Raw genomic sequence first — 17909 nt, forward strand, 5'->3', positions numbered from 1 at the left:
GATCAGATGATCGTGATTTTATCCTCGCTCTCGATGATTTCACCGATCACGTAGGCTTCTTCTCCGTTGTCCTTCAGAATCCGCAGCGCTTTCTCCGCATCCTCCGCAGCGACAACAATGCTCATGCCAACACCCATGTTGAAGGTGTTGAACATATCCCGCTCACTGATGCCGCCCTTTTCGGCGATCAGGTCAAAGATCGGGAGCACCTTCACCTGGCTGCGGGTGATTTTCGCGCCCAGGCCGTCCGGAATGCTCCGCGGAATGTTCTCGTAGAATCCACCGCCGGTGATGTGGCTGATGCCCTTCACCGCCACTTCCTTCAGCAGGGCCAGCACAGGCTTCACGTAGATCCGGGTGGGGGTCAGCAGGGTCTCGCCCAGGCTCTTTCCGCCCAGTTTTTCCACCGGCGCTTCCAGGTCCGCGTTTTCCACGTCGAACACCTTCCGCACCAGAGAGAAACCGTTGGAGTGAACACCGGTGGACGGCAGCGCAATCACCACGTCTCCGGCTTTCATGGTCTTGTTGTCAATGATCTGTGCCTTGTCCACGATACCTGTGGAATATCCGGCCAGGTCATAGTCGTCTTCGGGCATCATCCCGGGATGCTCCGCCGTCTCGCCGCCGATCAGCGCGCAGCCGGCCTGTATGCAGCCCTCGCAGACGCCCTTGACGATCTCTGCAATCCGCTCGGGCACGTTCTTTCCGCAGGCAATATAGTCCAGGAAGAACAGGGGCTTCGCGCCGCAGCAGATGATATCGTTGACGCACATAGCCACGCAGTCGATACCGATGGTATCGTGCTTGTCCATCAGCAGGGCAATTTTCAGCTTGGTGCCCACGCCGTCGGTGCCGGATACCAGCACCGGTTCCTTCATGCCGGTCATATCCGGCTGGAACAGTCCGCCGAATCCGCCCACATCAGAGCAGACCCCGGGGGTCTCTGTCCGCTGGATATGCTTTTTCATCAGCTCAACAGACTTGTAACCGGCAGTGATATCAACGCCAGCGGCGGCGTAGGCTTCAGATCTGGATTCGTTCATTGTGATGGTTCCTTTCTAATAAGGTATATTTCGTAAGCGGGTAAACAATCGTCGTCTCATCCGCAATCTCAGTCGTCGTCTCCACGTCCGTCCCAACAATAGGTACAAAGCTCGCAGGGATCAATACCGATGGCTTTGATTACGCCTTCCAGGGTCTGGAACTCCAGGGAGGCGAAGTTGAACTTCTTGCAGATGCAGTCCCGGAGGTTCTTGCCCCGCTCGGTGCTGCCGTCGGCATATTCATCAATATGCTTGAAGCCTTCCTCCCCTTCCAGCTCCAGGATCACCCGGCGGGCAATCAGCTCAAGGTCGCTGTTGGAACGGGAGAAGTTCAGGTACTTGCAGGCGTACATGATCGGCGGGCAGGCACTGCGCATATGCACGGACTTGGCACCGCTCTCATACAGGAACTCAACGGTCTCCCGCAGCTGGGTGCCGCGGACGATGGAGTCATCCACAAACAGCAGGTTCTTGTCCTTGATCAGCTCGTTCACGGGAATCTGCTTCATCTTGGCGATCTTGTCCCGGTCCGTCTGGTTGGCCGGCATGAAGCTGCGGCTCCAGGTGGGGGTGTACTTGATGAAGGCCCGGGCAAAGGGCGTTCCGCTACGGTTCGCGTAGCCGATGGCGTGGGGCGTACCGGAGTCCGGCACACCGCCGATGTAGTCGATCGGGTCATCCCGGCCGGCTTCCTTGTCGTTGTCCGCCATGATCGCGCCGTTGCGGTAGCGCATCTCCTCCACGTTCACGCCTTCGTAGGTGGAGGTGGGATATCCGTAATAGCTCCAGAGGAAGGAGCAGATCTTCTTTTTCTTTCCGGGAGCCACCAGCCGGGTCATCTTGCTGGGCGTCAGCTCAACGATTTCCCCGGGGCCCAGCTCGCAGACGTCTTCGTAACCGGTCTTGTGGAAAGCAAAGGATTCAAACGCCACAGCGTAGCTGTCATCCCGCTTGCCGATGGCCACCGGCAGACGGCCCATCCGGTCCCGGGCCGCAATGATGGAGCCCTTGTCCGTCAGGATCAGAATGGAGGCAGTGCCCACAATGGACTTCTGGGCAAACTGAATGCCCTCCGCAAAATTGCTCTTCTGGTTGATCAGGGCGCTGAGCAGCTCCGTCTGATTGATCTTACCGCCGGTCATGGAATCAAAGTGACCGCCGCTGAAGCTGAGGTACTGGTCGATCAGCTCATCCGCGTTGTTGATCACGCCGGTCATGCAGATGGCATAGGTGCCCAGGTTGGAACGGATCAGCAGGGGCTGGGGATCCGCGTCGGAAATGCAGCCGATCGCGGAAGTGCCGCGCATCTCCTCAAAAATATGTTCAAACTTCGTCCGGAAAGGAGCGTTGCAGATGTTGTGAATCTTCCGCTGCAGACCGATCTCCTCATCCCACGCGGCCATACCGGCACGGCGGGTGCCCAGATGGCTGTGATAGTCCACACCGAAAAACACATCCAGCATACAGTCCTTCTTGGACGTTATTCCGAAAAATCCACCCATAGTTCAAACCTCCGGTTTTATATCAATTCATAATTCATAATTCACAATTCATAATTCGGACCACTTTTCCGTTTCTGTCCTGTAAAAGATGTTCCTGATTACGTTTTTAAGTAATCATAATTCTGAATTCTGAATTCTGAATTAAAGCCGTTCGGCTATCCCGGCATCTTTCGCCAGGACCGCTTCCGCGTCAGCCTTCCGCTTTGCATCCAGCTTCGCCGCAAGGTCCGCGTCTTCCACCGCCAGGATCTGTGCGGCAAGAAGCGCTGCATTGGCTCCGCCGTTCACCGCCACGGTGGCCACCGGGATGCCGGTGGGCATCTGAACAGTGGAAAGCAGCGCGTCCAGCCCCTCCAGGCAGGGCCCCTGGCAGGGAATCCCGATCACCGGAAGGGTGGTGTTAGCGGCAACGGCACCGGCCAGATGGGCCGCCATGCCCGCCGCCGCAATCAGTGCGCCGAAGCCGTTCTTCCGCGCATTGATAGCAAAAGCCCGGGCTTCCTCCGGTGTACGGTGTGCCGAATAAACGTGCACCTCGAAGGGAATGCCCAGGCTTTTGAGCTGATCTGTTGCTTTTTTAATCACGGGCAGATCGCTGTCACTACCCATGATGATACCCACTTTTCTCACGTTAAGATCCTCCTGATTCCTCCATTGAAACCGTTCTCAATATACTTCAAAACACGAACATTGTCAATTAGAAACAAAGGAAATTCATATATTTTTAAATAAAAACCCGAACGTTCGGAAATAAACGTTCGGGTTTCTTCGGTTTTTGTGCATTCTGGTGCAGTTTTTGCTATTTAGCCCCATCCATCTCTCAGAGGTTGGATGCTTTCGTTTCGCAGTAAACGCACCGGTATTCCCTTTTCTCCCTGTCTGTCAGGTGGAAAACCTGATCCAGTTCCTGTTCACAGGAGGAAATGCACCGGGGATTTTTGCAGAAGAGAACGTTCACCAGCTTCTCCGGCATCTCGATGCGTTTCTTCTCGATCAGTTCTCCGTTCCGGATGATATTAACCGTGGCACCCGGATCCACATAGCCGATAATATCCAGGTCCACGTCAATCGCCGCGTCCACCTTGATGATATCCTTACGGCCCAGCTTACGGGAAACTACGTTTGTGATCATGGCCACCGGGGCTTCCAGGCTTTCCAGTCCCAGCAGGCGGTACAGCTTCATGCCGCAGCCGGCGGCAATGTGGTCAATGACGATCCCGTCGTGGATGGAATCTACGTTCATAAAGTACCCGCCTCCTTCAGCAGCATCAGGATCAGCGCCATACGCATGTACTTGCCGTTCAGCACCTGCTTGAAGTAGCAAGCCCGGGGATCATCGTCCACTGCCACGCTGATCTCGTTCACCCTGGGCAGGGGATGCATGACGCACAGATCCGCCCGGGCTTTCTTCATCTTTTCAGGCGTCAGGATGTAGCTGTCCCGCAGGCGCAGGTAATCTTCCTCGTTGAAGAAGCGTTCCCGCTGCACCCGGGTCATGTACAGGATGTCCAGATCGCCGATCACCTCTTCCAGATCCGTGGTTTGGACATAAGGGATGTTCTTTTTCTTCAGGGCGTCGTTCTTCACATAGCTGGGAACCTTCAGTTCCTCAGGGCTGATCAGCACAAAGTTCAACCCCTCGTAGCGGGACATGGCGTTGATCAGGGAGTGTACCGTACGGCCGAACTTCAGGTCGCCGCACAGACCCACGGTCAGGTTGCCGAGCCGTCCCTTTTCCCTGCGGATCGTCAGCAGGTCCGCCAGTGTCTGGGTCGGATGGCAGTGGCCGCCGTCTCCGGCGTTGATCACCGGCACAGAGGCATTTCGCGCTGCCACCAGTGCCGCGCCTTCCTTCGGATGACGCATAGCGATGATATCCGCGTAGCAGGAAACGGTCTTCGCCGTGTCCGCCACGCTTTCACCCTTGGCAGCAGAGCTCGTGCCTGCGCCGGTCACGCTGAGCACGTTTCCGCCCAGCTCGTACATAGCCGCCTCAAAGCTCAGCCGGGTACGGGTGCTGGGTTCAAAGAAGAGGGTGGCCAGTTTTTTTCTCCGGCAGGCGTCTGCATAATCGTCCGGGTGGGCGATGATGTCTTCCGCCGTGTCCATGAGCCGCTCCAGCTCTTCCGGGGTCAGATCCGGGACGTCAATCACGCTTCGTTTCATATTATCCTCCGCGTTTATTAATGAAGCGACCGTCCGGCGGACAGATCGCTTATTGTAGTAATTAAAGTGTCGCCCAGCTCTCGTCGGACGGATTATTACGGAACCGGATCAGGCGAGAAACATCCTCGGGACGGATATATCCTTCCTTGGCGGCTTCCTCCGCAATGATATCGAAGTTCGTCAGGGAAACATTCTTCACATTCGCAGCTGCCAGCCGGTCCAGGCCTTTCTGCATTCCGTAGGTAAAGATGCTCACGATTCCCAGCACTTCCGCGCCGGCCTGCCGCAGCACATCCACCACTTCCAGCACACTGCCGCCGGTGGAGATCAGGTCTTCCACAACCACAACCTTCTGGCCGGGTTCCAGCTTTCCTTCAATCTGGTTCTGCCGGCCGTGATCCTTCGCGCCGGAGCGTACATAGCCCATGGGCAGTCCCATGATGTGGGCCGTGATCGCCGCGTGGGCAATGCCTGCGGTGGACGTGCCCATCAGCACTTCCACGCCCGGATATTCCTCTCCGATCAGCTGGGCCAAGCCCTTTTCCACATCCGTGCGGACTTCCGGCGCCGTCAGGGTCAGCCGGTTATCACAGTAAACAGGGCTCTTGATGCCGCTGGCCCAGGTAAAGGGCTCCTCCGGCCGGAAAAAGACTGCCTTGATCTTCAGCAGGTCCTTTGCAATCAGCTGATTCAGTTCTTCCCTTTTCATAAGTACGTTTCACTCACTTTCAATTCATAATTCACAATTCATTATTCATTGATATGGATTTTGCGGCTTCAGTATTAATTCTGAATTCTGAATTCTTAATTCTGAATTGTGTTTTATCCAATGAATTCACTGACGCAGCGTTCATAGGCTGCCACCGGATCCTCCGCCGCGGTGATCGGACGGCCAACCACAATGTAGTCACTGCCGACTTTCTTTGCTTCCGCCGGGGTCATAACCCGCTTCTGGTCGCCCACATCCCCGTCCGCAAACCGGACGCCCGGCGTCACCGTCAGGAAGTCCGCTCCGCACACATCGTGCACCTTGCCCGCTTCCAGCGGAGAGCAGACCACGCCGTCCAGTCCGGCTTTCCGGGCATTCAAGGCGTAGTGCATAACCACTTCATCGATCGGACGCTCAATCAGCAGGTCCTTTTCCAGCGACTCCTGATCCGTGCTGGTCAGCTGGGTCACAGCAATCAGCAGCGGCCGGCTGCCGTCCGGCCGGGTCAGGCCTTCCAGCGCAGCTTCCATCATGCGGATGGTACCCGCCGCGTGCAGGTTGCAGATATCCACATCCAGGTCCCGCAGAACCATCATGGCTTTTTTCACTGTATTCGGAATATCGTGCAGTTTCAGATCCAGGAAGATCTTGTGCCCCCGTGCCTTGATCTGCCGGACGATGTCCGGACCAGCACCGTAGAACAGTTCCATGCCGATCTTCACAAACGGCTTGCGCCCCTGGAATTTATCCAGGAAAGCCAGCGTCTGCTCGGCATTCGGAAAGTCACAGGCAACAATCACGTCTTTTCCCATGTTCAAATCTCTCCTTTCAGTTCCTGCAGGGATTTGATTCCGTATTTATCCATCGCAGCAGGCAGATCCTCAATGATCTTTCTGCATGCGCAGGGATCCGTAAGGTTCGCCGCGCCGACTTCCACAGCCGTGGCGCCGGCCATCATCATTTCCAGCACGTCTTCCGCGGTGCTGACGCCGCCCATGCCGATCACCGGGATCTTCACAGCCCGGCATACCTGCCAGACCATCCGGAGGGCCACCGGGAACACCGCCGGGCCGCTGACGCCGCCCATCACGTTTTTGATCACCGGCTTCCGGGTCCGCAGGTTGATACGCATGCCCTGCAGGGTATTGATCAGGGATACGCCGTCCGCACCCGCGTCCTCACAGGCCTTCGCGATGGCCGTAATATCCGTCACATTCGGGCTCAGCTTCATGATCACCGGCTTGGTCGTGACCTTCTTCACCGCCGCGGTCACTTCTGCCGCCGCCTTCGGATCCGTGCCGAAGGACATACCGCCGCCATGCACATTCGGGCAGGAGATGTTCACTTCCAGCCAGCCCACCTGCTCCTCCGCGTCCAGGCGCTCGCAGGTATAGGCATAATCTTCCACGCTGAAGCCGCTGACGTTCGCCATCACTTTTTTATGGAAGACTTCCTTCAGCTTCGGCAGTTCCTCCGCGATCACCTTGTCCACCCCGGGATTCTGAAGGCCCACCGCGTTGATCATGCCTGACGGGCATTCCGCGATACGGGGCGTGGGATTTCCGAAGCGGGGATCCTTTGTCGTGCCCTTGAAGGAGAAGGTTCCCAGGCAGTTGATATCGTACCACTGAGCAAACTCATATCCGAAACCGAAGGTTCCGCTGGCGGGGATCACAGGGTTGTCCAGTTCGATGCCACAAAGGCTCACTGTCATTTTTCCCATATAATCTCCTCCTTTTCCAGCACCGGACCTTCCCGGCAGATACGCTTGTATCCGGTGATGGTCTTGCAGCTGCACCCCATGCAGGCGCCGAAGCCGCAGCCCATCCGTTCCTCAAAGGAGAGCTGGCCGGAAGTCTTTGTCGCCCGGTATGCCGCCCGGAGCATGGGTTCCGGTCCGCAGGTATAGAAGTAGCTGTACTCCTCCGGCAGGGCGTCGGTCACAAAGCCCTTGACGCCATAGCTTCCGTCCGCCGTGGTCACGGTCACCCCGCAGCCCAGCGCTTTGAACTCCGCTTCGCCGAAAACCTCCGCCGCCGTATTGAATCCCAGCACAGCCTGCGGCTTTTTCCCTTCCGCAATCAGCTTTTTCGCCAGCAGGTACAGGGGCGGAACGCCGACCCCGCCGCCCAGGAGCACCGGCGTCTCTCCGGATTTGGACAGGTCATAGCCGTTTCCCAGGCCGGTGAGCACGTCCAGCGTTTCGCCGGGCCTCATCGCGGCCATCTGTTCCGTACCCTTCCCGACCACCTTATACAGGATAGTCAGGCTTCCGGGTTCAGAGTCATACACGGAGATCGGCCTGCGCAGGAAGAGCCCGTCCAGGCGGATGTTCACGAATCCGCCGGGATTCTGGGCTTCCAGCTCCGCGCCTTCCAGCCGCATCCGGTAAACACTGCTTGTTACCGGCACGTTTTCCGTGATGGTCAGTATCTCTTGTTTCATACTACCCTTTCAGTTTAACTAATAATTCTGAATTCTTAATTCTGAATTCTGAATTGTTTATGCGTCAATGGTGGAAATCGTCAGTGTGGTTTCTTCCAGTACATCCAGCAGCACCCGCACGGTATCCAGGCTGGTGAAGATCGTCGCGTTGTTCTCCGTGGCGCAGCGGCGGATCTGCAGGCCGTCGCTCTCGCTCTCCGCTTCACCGATCTCCCGGGTGTTGATGATGTATGCCACGTGGCCCTGGCGGATACTGTTCAGGATCTCGTCGGAGCCCTGGCTGAGCTTCAGCATCGCATGGGTGCGGATGCCGTTCTCCTTCAGGAACCGGGCTGTGCCCCTCGTTGCTTCAATATTGAATCCCAGGTTGTAGAAGCGGCGGATCAGCGGCAGCGCCTCTTCCTTATCCCGGTCGGCGATGGTGGCCAGCACCGTGCCGTAGTTCTGCAGCCGGGTTCCGCCGGCCTGCAACGCCTTGTACAGGGCACGGTTCAGCTTGTCGTCGTAGCCGATGGCTTCGCCGGTGGACTTCATTTCGGGGCTCAGGTAAGCGTCCAGGCCCTTGATCTTATTGAAGGAGAAGACCGGAACCTTGACGTAGTAGCGTTTCTTTTCTTCCGGATAGAGATTGAAGATGCCCTGCTCCTTCAGGCTCTTGCCCAGGATGACCTCGGTGGCGATATCCGCCAGAGAGTAGCCTGTGGACTTGCTCAGGAAAGGCACGGTCCGGCTTGAGCGGGGGTTCACTTCGATGATGTAGACGTTCTCGTTTTCATCCACAATGAACTGGATGTTGAACAGGCCGATGATGCCGATGCCCAGGCCCAGTTTCTTCGCGTACTGCAGAATGATGCCCTTGACCTTGTCGCTGATGGAGAAGGTGGGATAGACGGAGATGGAGTCGCCGCTGTGGATACCGGTGCGTTCCACCAGTTCCATGATGCCCGGCACGAACACGTCCCGGCCGTCGCAGATGGCGTCCACTTCGACTTCCTTGCCGCGGATGTATTTGTCCACCAGCACCGGCTTGTCCGCGTCGATTTCCACCGCGGTCCGCAGGTAGTGGCGCAGCTGCTCCTCGTCTCCGACGATCTGCATGGCTCGGCCGCCCAGCACGAAGCTCGGGCGCACCAGCACCGGATAGCCGATCTCCTCAGCCGCCTTCACGCCGTCCTCAATCCGGGTGACTGCCCGGCCCTGGGGCTGCGGAATGTGGAGGTCTTCCAGGATCTTCTCGAAGCTGTCCCGGTTCTCCGCCCGCTCAATCGCGTCGCAGTCGGTACCGATGATCTTCACGCCGCGCTTCATCAGCGGCTCCGCCAGGTTGATGGCCGTCTGGCCGCCCAGGGAGGCGATGACGCCTTCCGGCTTTTCAAAGTCGATGATGGCCATGACGTCTTCCGGCGTCAGGGGCTCGAAGTAGAGCTTGTCCGCCGTGGTGTAGTCCGTGGAAACCGTCTCCGGGTTATTGTTGATGATGATGGCTTCGTATCCCGCGCGGCGGATGGTCTGCACCGCGTGCACGGTGGAGTAGTCGAACTCCACGCCCTGGCCGATACGGATCGGACCGGCGCCGAGCACCACAATCTTTTTCTTCTCCGTGAGGATGGAATCGTTCTTTCCGCTGTAGCTGGAGTAGAGGTAGGCAATGTACTTACCGGTGTGCAGGGTGTCCACCATCCGGAAGACCGGCACCATGCCCTTTTCTTTCCGCAGGGCGTAGATGTCAATTTCCTTCATATTCCAGAGCCGGGAGATCGTCAGGTCTCCGAAGCCCATTTCCTTCGCTTCCTTCAGGAGGGTTTCGTCACCGGGAGCCACCTTCAGGCGCTTTTCCATCTCGGTGATCTTTTTGATGCTCTCCAGGAACAGCTCCGTGATCATGGTCCGCTCGTGGATTTCGCTGATCGCCACATCCCGGCGCAGCAGCTCTGTGACCGCGAAGAGAGTATCCGCCCGGAAGTCCTTCACATACTCCAGCAGGTCTTCCGTGCTCATGCCGTCAAACTTCGCCAGGTGCAGGTGGCACACGCCGGTCTCCAGGCTCCGGACGCTCTTGAGGATGCACTCCTCCAGGTTGCTGCCGATGCCCATAACCTCGCCGGTCGCCTTCATCTGGGTGCCCAGCTGGTTGCTGGCGGAAGTGAACTTGTCGAAGGGGAAGCGGGGGAACTTCGCCACAATGTACTCCAGGGAGGGCTCCATGGCGGCGTTTCCGCCGGCTACCGGAATCTCTTCCAGCGCCATGCCCAGGGCGATCTTCGCCGTCACCCGGGCGATCGGATAACCGCTGGCCTTGCTGGCCAGGGCGGAAGAGCGGCTGACCCGCGGGTTGACCTCGATCAGGTAATATTTGCTGCTGTTGGGATCCAGCGCGAACTGTACGTTGCAGCCGCCTTCAACCTTCAGCTCGCGGATGATCTTGAGGGCGCTGTCGTTCAGCATCTTCAGGTCATGATCGGACAGGCTCAGGATGGGCGCGACGACGACGCTGTCGCCGGTATGCACACCAACGGGGTCCACATTCTCCATGCCGCAGATTGTGATCGCCTTGTCGTTGCTGTCCCGCATGACCTCGAACTCGATTTCCTTGAAGCCGCGGACGCTCTTTTCCACCAGCACCTGGTGCACGGGGCTGAGGCGGAAGGCGTTGGTGCCGATCTCAATCAGCTCTTCCTCGTTATTGGCAAAGCCGCCGCCGGTGCCGCCCAGGGTAAAGGCGGGACGCAGCACCACCGGGTAGCCGATGTCCAGCGCCGCTTTCTTCGCTTCTTCCAGATTGTAGGTGATTTCACTGGGGATGACCGGCTCGCCGATGGACTCGCACATTTCCTTGAAGAGTTCCCGGTCCTCAGCCCGCTCAATGCTCCGGCTGCTGGTGCCCAGCAGTTCCACGCCGCACTCCTTCAGCACGCCCTTGCGCTCCAGCTGCACCGCCAGGTTCAGGCCGGTCTGGCCGCCGATACCGGGCACGATAGCGTCCGGACGTTCATACCGCAGGATCTTCGCGATATATTCCAGCGTCAGGGGCTCCATGTACACCTTGTCCGCAATGGAGGTGTCGGTCATGATCGTCGCCGGGTTGGAGTTGCACAGCACCACTTCGTAGCCTTCCTCTTTGAGGGCCAGGCACGCCTGTGTGCCGGCATAGTCAAACTCCGCCGCCTGTCCGATCACGATGGGGCCGCTGCCGATAATCAGTACCTTTTTGATGTCTGTCCGTTTCGCCATGTTCCTCTTCCTCCATCTTTTATCCTATATATACTGTCCTGCCTGCGTGCACTGTCTTCAGGCACCGGCCGTATACGCTCTGTCCGGCAAAGGGCGTTGCCTTCCCCATGCTCTCAAACGCTTCCGGGTTGATCGTATATTCCGCGTCCAGGTCCCACTCACACAGGTCATCCTCCCGCAGCGGGATTCCGAAGCGTTCCCGCGGGGCCACCGCCATCAGGCTGACCAGCCTTTCCAACGTCAGGATGCCTTTTCTCACCAGCCCGGTATACAGCACCGGGAACGCGCATTCCAGGCCGACCACCCCGAAGGCGCTGCCTGCCAGCCCGCGGCTCTTTTCCTCCGCGCTGTGGGGCGCATGGTCCGTGGCGATCATGTCGATCGTGCCGTCCAGCAGGGCCTCCAGCAGGGCTTCCCGGTCTTCCTTCGCCCGCAGGGGCGGATTCATCCGGAAGCGGCCGTCCTCCTGCAGGTCGTTCTCATCCAGCAGCAGGTAATGCGGGCCGGTTTCACAGGTTACATTCACGCCGTCCTTCTTGGCCTGCCGGATCAGTTCCGCGCTTTCTTTGCAGCTGATGTGGCACACATGGTAGGCGCAGCCTGTTTCCTTCGCCAGCTTCAGGTCCCGGGCAATGGGACCCCATTCGCTTTCGGAGCAGATGCCTTTGTGTCCGTGGGCCGCGGCATAGATTCCGTCATGGATGTATCCTCCGCGGACCAGGGTTTCATCTTCGCAGTGAGCGGCGAGCACCTTGCCCAGCTTTTTGCACCGCTCCATCAGGGAGCGCATCATACTTTCGGACTGGACGCCTTTTCCGTCATCCGAGAAGGCGATCACCCAGGGCGCCAGCTCTTCCAGTGCCGCGGCTTCCTGTCCCTTTTCCCCGACGGTCAGCGCCGCGTAAGGGTAGATATCCACGAGGCCGCCGGCCGCCCGGATCAGGTCCTCTTCTTCCTTTAAGTGTGCCAGGCTGTCCGGCACCGGCTTCAGGTTCGGCATCGCGCAGACCGCCGTGTAGCCGCCCCGGGCTGCCGACCGGCTGCCGGTCACCATCGTTTCCTTATAAGAAAAACCCGGCTCCCTGAAGTGAACGTGCACATCACAGAAGCCGGGAAAAGTAAAGACATTATCCTTTTTGCTGACAAGGGAGCCCTGGGCCGCCTGGGACGGAATCCGGTTCATTTCCAGTCTGACCGTCATCATGCAACCCTCCTTACAAAAAACTCTGCCGGAGAATCGGCAGAGTTCGGATCGCATGCATACAGCGTCTGCCGCACAGCGGCATACGCGCCAATCCAATCTTGCCGATATCTCTGTATCGTCTTAAAGATCGGTACCGGTATATCTTTTATCATACGTAACGATCCTTGTCAAGGGTCTTTTTGTTCCCGGGCTTGATCTTCTTTTGCTTCCTCCGCAGGCTCGGGTTCGTTCAGCGCGGCATCCAGCATTTCCCTGCGCTTCACGGCTGACATGGTCTCCCAGCCGCCCTCGATGTCGTTCTCCCTCCGCCCGCGGACCCAGTCAATCACATTGCCGAAGCCCAGCGAAACCGCCTGGGCCATAAGCCGGGTAAATACGCGCCGGGTTTCCGGATCCACTTCCTTCCGGTTGCCCACCATGGTCATCATCGTCCGGAGTTTTTCCCCGGTCAGCTCGCTCATCCGGGTCACCTTGGTGGTTTCCACCATGCCAAACAGCGCGTCCACAAAATCCGCCCGCTGTTCCGGGGTACTGTTCTGCAGCCACTCATGCAGGGTATCCCGTACCACAATCGCTGTCTGGTCCACCGAGGAAAGGGTTTCAAACTGCGGACCGTAAATTTTCCAGGTCATGGGATCGTGCTGGCTGATGCCGCTGGCGGTGGAACGCACTACCGTATAAGGCTCATAGAAATCCATCAGCAGGCCGATAATGCTGGTCTGGGGAATAAAGGAACGGATCTTGTCCTTAATCCTCAGGTATCCTTCCGACTGGGAGGTCTCCCGGTTCATGCCGGGACCGTCATAGCTTATGATGCTCTCAATCCGGTCCTGCACCCGTTTGGAGGCGAAGGCCGCGGCGTAAACCGCCAGGTTGCCGCCCTTGCTGTGCCCCACCAGCCGCAGCGGTGCTTTGGATAATGCCGCGGCCCGCCGAAGATACAGGATTGCCGCCTCCTGGGCAGGCACCCGGGTGGTGTAGGCCATGTCAAAGTCTTCGCGCCAGCCCACGACGGTGTTGTCTGTTCCCCGGAACGCCACGCACATGCTGCCGTCCGGCAGATCCAGGCACATGGCGGAAAACTGCATCCCGATCTCCGGATCCGTCATGGCAATGGCATGGTGCAGCCGGCATCCGCGGAAGCGGACGCCGGAAGCCATGGCCTGAAAGACCGTCTTACGTCCTGCAAAAGTGGAAGTGTTTCCCTCCTGGATCAGGTCAATCCGGGACATCTCCTCCAGGGTCCATCCCTTGGGATCCCGTCCTCCGTGGAAATTCAGATAACTGATGGTAGCGACCAGCAGGCCGTCTATCTCGTTCCATGGCGAGATTTCAAACGGAACATCTCCCCGCCAGGCCAGATAGTCCACCATGTTCGCCATTGATTACGTCATTCCTTCCGTTGTTCTCTTCATTTCTTCCCATTCTTCCCGGGTGATCAGGCACTTGCGGGGCTTGCTCCCGTCCTTGGCAGCCACGATGCCCCGCTCCTCCATCTCATCCGTCAGCCGGCCCGCCCGGGCATAGCCGATCTTCAGCCGGCGCTGCAGCGTGCTGGTGGAGATCTGGCCGTCCTGGATGGCGAATTCCACCGCCTGCTCGAACAGGCCGCCGTCTCCGCCGCTCATGTCAGAACTGTTGATGATGATATCCGCGTTTCCGGTTTCTCCGCCGTTGGCGATTTCATCCAGCTTCTCCAGGATATCCGGATCATAGGTGCTGGGGTTCGCTTCCTTCACATGCTTCGCGATCCGGTTCACTTCCTCATCGCTCAGGAAGCAGCCCTGCACACGGGTAGGCGCGAAGGAGCCGGTGGGCGCGTACAGCATGTCGCCCCAGCCCAGCAGCTGTTCCGAACCGTTCCGGTCCAGGATGGTGCGGCTGTCCACGGAGCTCGCGGTTTTGAACGCGATACGGCTCGGAATATTGGCCTTGATCAGGCCGGTAATGACGTCCACCGAGGGACGCTGCGTCGCGACAATCAGGTGAATGCCCGCTGCGCGCGCCAGCTGCGTCAGGCGGCAGATATATTCTTCCACGTCCTTTTTGCAGACCATCATCAGATCCGCCAGCTCATCAATGATGATGACGATCCGGGCCATGGGTTTTTCACCCGTCTTTTCCACCAGCTGGTTATAGCCTTCCAGGTTCCGGACCTTCTTTTCGGCGAACTTGTCGTACCGTTCCATCATTTCCGCCACGGCCCAGGCCAGTGCGGCCGCCGCCTTGCGCGGATCGTTCACCACAGGAATCAGCAGGTGCGGAATCCCGTTATAGCACTGCAGTTCAACCACCTTCGGGTCGACCAGGATCAGCTTCACCTCGTCAGGGCTGGCCCGGTACAGCAGGCTGTTGATAATCGCGTTGATACACACGGATTTACCGCTGCCGGTCTGGCCGGCAATCAGCATATGCGGCATCTTCGCCAGGTCGCACACAATGGGCGTTCCGGCGATATCCTTGCCCAGCGCCACAGTCAGGATCGACCGGGCGTTCTGCATCGGCTCACTCTCCATGACTTCCCGCAGGGTAACGGTGGTTACCTTACGGTTCGGCACTTCCACGCCGACCAGGCGCTTGCCCGGAATCGGCGCCTCAATACGCACAGAGGTGGCGGACATACCGTAGGCAATATCCTTTTCCAGTTCCGATACCTTGTTGACCTTGGTGCCCGCTTCCAGTTCCAGCTCGAAACGGGAAATGGCGGGGCCGTGGGTCACGTGCACCACCCGGGCCGGTACCCGGAAGCTTGCCAGGGTTTCTTCCAGCTTGCGGGAACGGGTGATATCCTCTTCGCGGGTATCCTCGACCCCCTGCTGCGGCCTGGCCAGGTCTGTAATCGGCGGATAGTTGTAGGGCGTCGGCATCCATATGCCTTCTTCCTCTTCCTCCGCCTTCTTTTTCACAGGCACCTTGATCGGAGCCTGATAGGCTGCTTCCCCGATGGTTTGCTGTACCACAGGCACGGCCGGCCGGGCCGGCTGCACTTCGGGCTTCTTCTGCTCCGGTTCCGCGGGACGGCGGTACCGTGAGTCGTCCCGGACAGGCGGGGTTTCCACTGCCGGCTCCTGCTCCCGGACCGGCTGCCTTCCGCGGGCCGGTTCCGGACGGACAGGCGCCGGTTCCTCCGGAATGTCCGCCATCGTCTGCTGTACAGGCTGCGGCCGGCGTTTGCGGCCGTTGTCGATCTCCAGCGGGATCTCCGCCGTATCCTGCCGCCAGTGGGTCTGGGGCTCGCCGATCTCCGCTCCCGTTGCCGTCCGTCGCGCAGGTCTTCCTGCCGGCCTGCGGGCTGCCGTTCCGGCATCGGCCAGGGTGGATCCATCGCTCAGGCCGTCATACTCTTCCTTTTTATTCCGGCCGAAAATCCGGCTGGCAAAGGATTTCTCCTGGGAGGCCTGTTTTGCCTGGTTCTTTTTGCCGAAAATACTGCTCTGGTGTCCGGTTGCCGCGGAAACCGCCTGACCGGCGGCCATCTGCTCCTGCCAGTCGCGAACGCCCCCGTCACCGGATACTGGCTTCTGCTGCACAGGCGGCTGCATCTCCTGCCCCGGCATATAGGCCTGCTGCGCAGGCTGCATGGGCATCTGCTGTTGCTGCTGCATCTGGTACTGCTGCTCCAGGATCTGCTGCTGTTGCTGCTGCCAGAGGGCCTGTTGCTGCTGCCATGCCAGCTGCTGCTGTTCCATGCGTTCCCGCTCCAGCTTCTGCTGCTGTCTGCGGGCGCCGGCCTGGCCCGTAAAGAGATCCCGGATCCGGGAAGGAGTCAGGTTCACCGCCAGCAGGACGCAGAACACGGTCAGCACAAAGATAATCATCGTGCCCAGCACAGGTCCCAGATAATTCCACAGCGGCCAGGCCAGGATGGTTCCCACGGCGCCGCCGCCGTTCGGGTTCACCATTTTGGAGCTTTCTATATATGCACCGTTGATCACGTCGCCCCAGCTGCTGCCGTAGGTGTTCCTCAGGTGCTCCATGGCTCCGGTAATCATCAGGAAAGCGCACAAACCAAAGAAGGCCAGCAGCGCAAACAGCCACGGCCGCACAGGCGCGCGGCGCTGGGTGGACCAGATCACCAGTACGCCGGCCCACACCGGCAGTACAGGCAGCACATAGGCCATAATCCCGCACAGGCCGAAGCAGATAATCCGCAGACCCTCAAAGATATTTCCCGGCAGCCGCATGACCACCGCCATAAAGATCAGGACGCCCAGCGCAATCAGAACCAGTCCGGCCATATACCGGATGGCCATCGCGTCCGCGGAATACGCGGGGGCCTGTCTTCTTTTTCCGCTCCCTTTCTGAGCCATTCTTTCCTTCTGTTCCTTTCTCTTTGCTCCGTTATGCCGTCAGTACAATACAGATCAGGCATCCGGTATCATCACTGTACAGCCGCAGCTGATATTCCCCGCAGCTGTAGTAATCGCAGGTCCCCGGCACCAGCCGGTTGGCCTCCGCCTTTTCTTCATCAATGGCCGCTGAACCGTCCGGTTCACCGAGCACGGAGATCCAGTCCTCCCGCATGGTCTCATTCACGCACAGTCCCCAGAGACAGCCCTGATCCATCCGGATGCCTTCCACCTTGCTGTTTTCCCAGCCGCGGGTCAGGTCATCCGTCATCAGGTAAACACCCCGGAAACATCCGCCCTCCAGCGCGAACAGGCGTCCGCCCTCAAAGCCATCCGGATCCGTCAGCAGGTGATACCGGTCGGTCATCTCCTGCACGCTGTCCCCCAGCTTCACCGGAATACCGGTCAGGGATCCTTCCGCGGACGCGGCCAGCAGCTGTTCCGCACTTTCAGCGGTCAGGGTGATCATCTGTTTCACGCCGATCCGGTCCGGAATGCTGTCCTCGGCCAGGTTCAGCACGTCCTTCAGCACATGCCATCCGATCCGGATATCGCCGGCCCGGTCTCCCAGGGTGCTCAGCTGGCTCACCGGATACAGGAGCGTCAGGCCGGAAGGCTCCAGTAAAAAAGTCTCCGGCAGGGGCTCCAGTTCACTGTTCTGCAGATGGGCGCTGAGCTCCGGCAGAACCTCGTCTTCCAGATAGGTACGGATCTGCTCACGGCCGGCTTCCTCATCCGTGAACAGTTCCGAAAGGGTAATCCTGCGGCCGTCCCGCAGGTCTGCGGTGCAGGCGTTCCATACATGCGTGGAACGGGAGTTTTCCACAGCGCCGACAGCTGACACCGCACAGCTGAACACATCGCCCATGATCCCGCCCTGCCAGCTGACCTGCAGGCTTCCGCCGGCGATCAGCTGCGCCGTACGGGCAAGGTAATCCCCGATATGGCAGTCTTCCCGGATCATCGTATTAATCTGTTCAAGCAGCGCTTCATCTCCCGGGCCGGACAGCACGGGATAGTGAACGCTGAGCGTTTCCGTCATGTCCAGTCCTGCGTCTTCAATATGAAACGCTTCTTCTGCCGGACAGACAGGGATGAAAAGCAGCATCGCCGCAATCAGGCAGATTGCCAGGCGAATCAGGCGATTAGATTTCATATCCTTACCCTCCGTGAACTATTATTTTACATCCTTTTGGATTCCGGGGCAAGTCAGCCCGCCCCGCGCCGCGGTTTCCGGCCTTTACAGGCACAGTTTCCTTT

14 protein-coding genes are annotated in these 17909 nt (G+C 58.8%); all 14 read right to left on the minus strand.

Annotation, left to right across the window (positions count from 1 at the left end; translation table 11 throughout):
• Window positions 1-2: 2 nt before the first annotated feature.
• On the minus strand, window positions 3-1043 hold the full coding sequence (purM, locus tag JYE49_RS12190) for a phosphoribosylformylglycinamidine cyclo-ligase (RefSeq protein ID WP_093958395.1): 1041 nt from the start codon (window positions 1041-1043) through the stop codon (window positions 3-5).
• 68 nt (window positions 1044-1111) lie between these two features.
• Window positions 1112-2545: an amidophosphoribosyltransferase gene (locus JYE49_RS12195; protein WP_093958396.1), complete on the minus strand. Its 1434-nt coding sequence runs from the start codon at window positions 2543-2545 to the stop codon at window positions 1112-1114.
• 141 nt (window positions 2546-2686) lie between these two features.
• Window positions 2687-3175: a 5-(carboxyamino)imidazole ribonucleotide mutase gene (gene purE, locus JYE49_RS12200; RefSeq protein ID WP_093958397.1), complete on the minus strand. Its 489-nt coding sequence runs from the start codon at window positions 3173-3175 to the stop codon at window positions 2687-2689.
• A 190-nt stretch (window positions 3176-3365) separates the two neighbouring features.
• On the minus strand, window positions 3366-3788 hold the full coding sequence (locus JYE49_RS12205; protein WP_093958398.1) for an aspartate carbamoyltransferase regulatory subunit: 423 nt from the start codon (window positions 3786-3788) through the stop codon (window positions 3366-3368).
• Window positions 3785-4711, minus strand: a complete 927-nt coding sequence (pyrB, locus tag JYE49_RS12210; protein WP_093958399.1) for an aspartate carbamoyltransferase — start codon at window positions 4709-4711, stop codon at window positions 3785-3787. Before pyrB ends, JYE49_RS12205 begins: the two co-directional genes overlap by 4 nt.
• Before the next feature lie 61 nt (window positions 4712-4772).
• Complete coding sequence (gene pyrE / locus JYE49_RS12215) at window positions 4773-5420, minus strand: orotate phosphoribosyltransferase (RefSeq protein WP_179217440.1); 648 nt, start codon at window positions 5418-5420, stop codon at window positions 4773-4775.
• A gap of 113 nt (window positions 5421-5533) precedes the next feature.
• Window positions 5534-6232: an orotidine-5'-phosphate decarboxylase gene (gene pyrF / locus JYE49_RS12220; protein ID WP_093958400.1), complete on the minus strand. Its 699-nt coding sequence runs from the start codon at window positions 6230-6232 to the stop codon at window positions 5534-5536.
• A gap of 2 nt (window positions 6233-6234) precedes the next feature.
• Window positions 6235-7143, minus strand: coding sequence for a dihydroorotate dehydrogenase (locus tag JYE49_RS12225; RefSeq protein ID WP_093958401.1), 909 nt, complete (start codon window positions 7141-7143; stop codon window positions 6235-6237).
• Window positions 7131-7865: a dihydroorotate dehydrogenase electron transfer subunit gene (locus JYE49_RS12230; protein WP_093958402.1), complete on the minus strand. Its 735-nt coding sequence runs from the start codon at window positions 7863-7865 to the stop codon at window positions 7131-7133. The genes JYE49_RS12225 and JYE49_RS12230 overlap by 13 nt, the downstream gene beginning before the upstream one ends.
• Window positions 7866-7922: 57 nt before the next feature.
• Window positions 7923-11096 carry a carbamoyl-phosphate synthase large subunit gene (gene carB / locus JYE49_RS12235; RefSeq protein ID WP_093958403.1) on the minus strand — a complete coding sequence of 1058 codons (3174 nt, stop codon included), beginning with the start codon at window positions 11094-11096 and terminating at the stop codon, window positions 7923-7925.
• Window positions 11097-11115: 19 nt separating this feature from the next.
• On the minus strand, window positions 11116-12297 hold the full coding sequence (locus JYE49_RS12240; RefSeq protein WP_304582982.1) for a dihydroorotase: 1182 nt from the start codon (window positions 12295-12297) through the stop codon (window positions 11116-11118).
• Between the two features lie 170 nt (window positions 12298-12467).
• Complete coding sequence (locus tag JYE49_RS12245; RefSeq protein WP_093958405.1) at window positions 12468-13682, minus strand: Mbeg1-like protein; 1215 nt, start codon at window positions 13680-13682, stop codon at window positions 12468-12470.
• A 3-nt stretch (window positions 13683-13685) separates the two neighbouring features.
• Window positions 13686-16610 (minus strand): FtsK/SpoIIIE family DNA translocase, encoded by a 2925-nt coding sequence (locus tag JYE49_RS12250; protein ID WP_093958406.1) that lies wholly within the window; start codon window positions 16608-16610, stop codon window positions 13686-13688.
• 31 nt (window positions 16611-16641) lie between these two features.
• Window positions 16642-17805: a hypothetical protein gene (locus tag JYE49_RS12255; protein WP_093958407.1), complete on the minus strand. Its 1164-nt coding sequence runs from the start codon at window positions 17803-17805 to the stop codon at window positions 16642-16644.
• Window positions 17806-17909 lie beyond the last annotated feature (104 nt).

The organism is Aristaeella hokkaidonensis, assembly GCF_018128945.1.
Lineage (GTDB): Bacteria > Bacillota > Clostridia > Christensenellales > Aristaeellaceae > Aristaeella > Aristaeella hokkaidonensis.

Excerpts from the sequence above, each read along its gene's own strand:
- purM (WP_093958395.1), bottom strand. The coding sequence starts at position 1,043 with ATGAACGAATCCAGATCTGAAGCCTACGCCGCCGCTGGCGTTGATATC.
- JYE49_RS12195 (WP_093958396.1), bottom strand. The coding sequence starts at position 2,545 with ATGGGTGGATTTTTCGGAATAACGTCCAAGAAGGACTGTATGCTGGAT.
- JYE49_RS12205 (WP_093958398.1), bottom strand. The coding sequence starts at position 3,788 with ATGAACGTAGATTCCATCCACGACGGGATCGTCATTGACCACATTGCC.
- pyrB (WP_093958399.1), bottom strand. The coding sequence starts at position 4,711 with ATGAAACGAAGCGTGATTGACGTCCCGGATCTGACCCCGGAAGAGCTG.
- pyrE (WP_179217440.1), bottom strand. The coding sequence starts at position 5,420 with ATGAAAAGGGAAGAACTGAATCAGCTGATTGCAAAGGACCTGCTGAAG.
- pyrF (WP_093958400.1), bottom strand. The coding sequence starts at position 6,232 with ATGGGAAAAGACGTGATTGTTGCCTGTGACTTTCCGAATGCCGAGCAG.
- JYE49_RS12225 (WP_093958401.1), bottom strand. The coding sequence starts at position 7,143 with ATGGGAAAAATGACAGTGAGCCTTTGTGGCATCGAACTGGACAACCCT.
- JYE49_RS12230 (WP_093958402.1), bottom strand. The coding sequence starts at position 7,865 with ATGAAACAAGAGATACTGACCATCACGGAAAACGTGCCGGTAACAAGC.
- carB (WP_093958403.1), bottom strand. The coding sequence starts at position 11,096 with ATGGCGAAACGGACAGACATCAAAAAGGTACTGATTATCGGCAGCGGC.
- JYE49_RS12240 (WP_304582982.1), bottom strand. The coding sequence starts at position 12,297 with ATGACGGTCAGACTGGAAATGAACCGGATTCCGTCCCAGGCGGCCCAG.
- JYE49_RS12245 (WP_093958405.1), bottom strand. The coding sequence starts at position 13,682 with ATGGCGAACATGGTGGACTATCTGGCCTGGCGGGGAGATGTTCCGTTT.
- JYE49_RS12250 (WP_093958406.1), bottom strand. The coding sequence starts at position 16,610 with ATGGCTCAGAAAGGGAGCGGAAAAAGAAGACAGGCCCCCGCGTATTCC.
- JYE49_RS12255 (WP_093958407.1), bottom strand. The coding sequence starts at position 17,805 with ATGAAATCTAATCGCCTGATTCGCCTGGCAATCTGCCTGATTGCGGCG.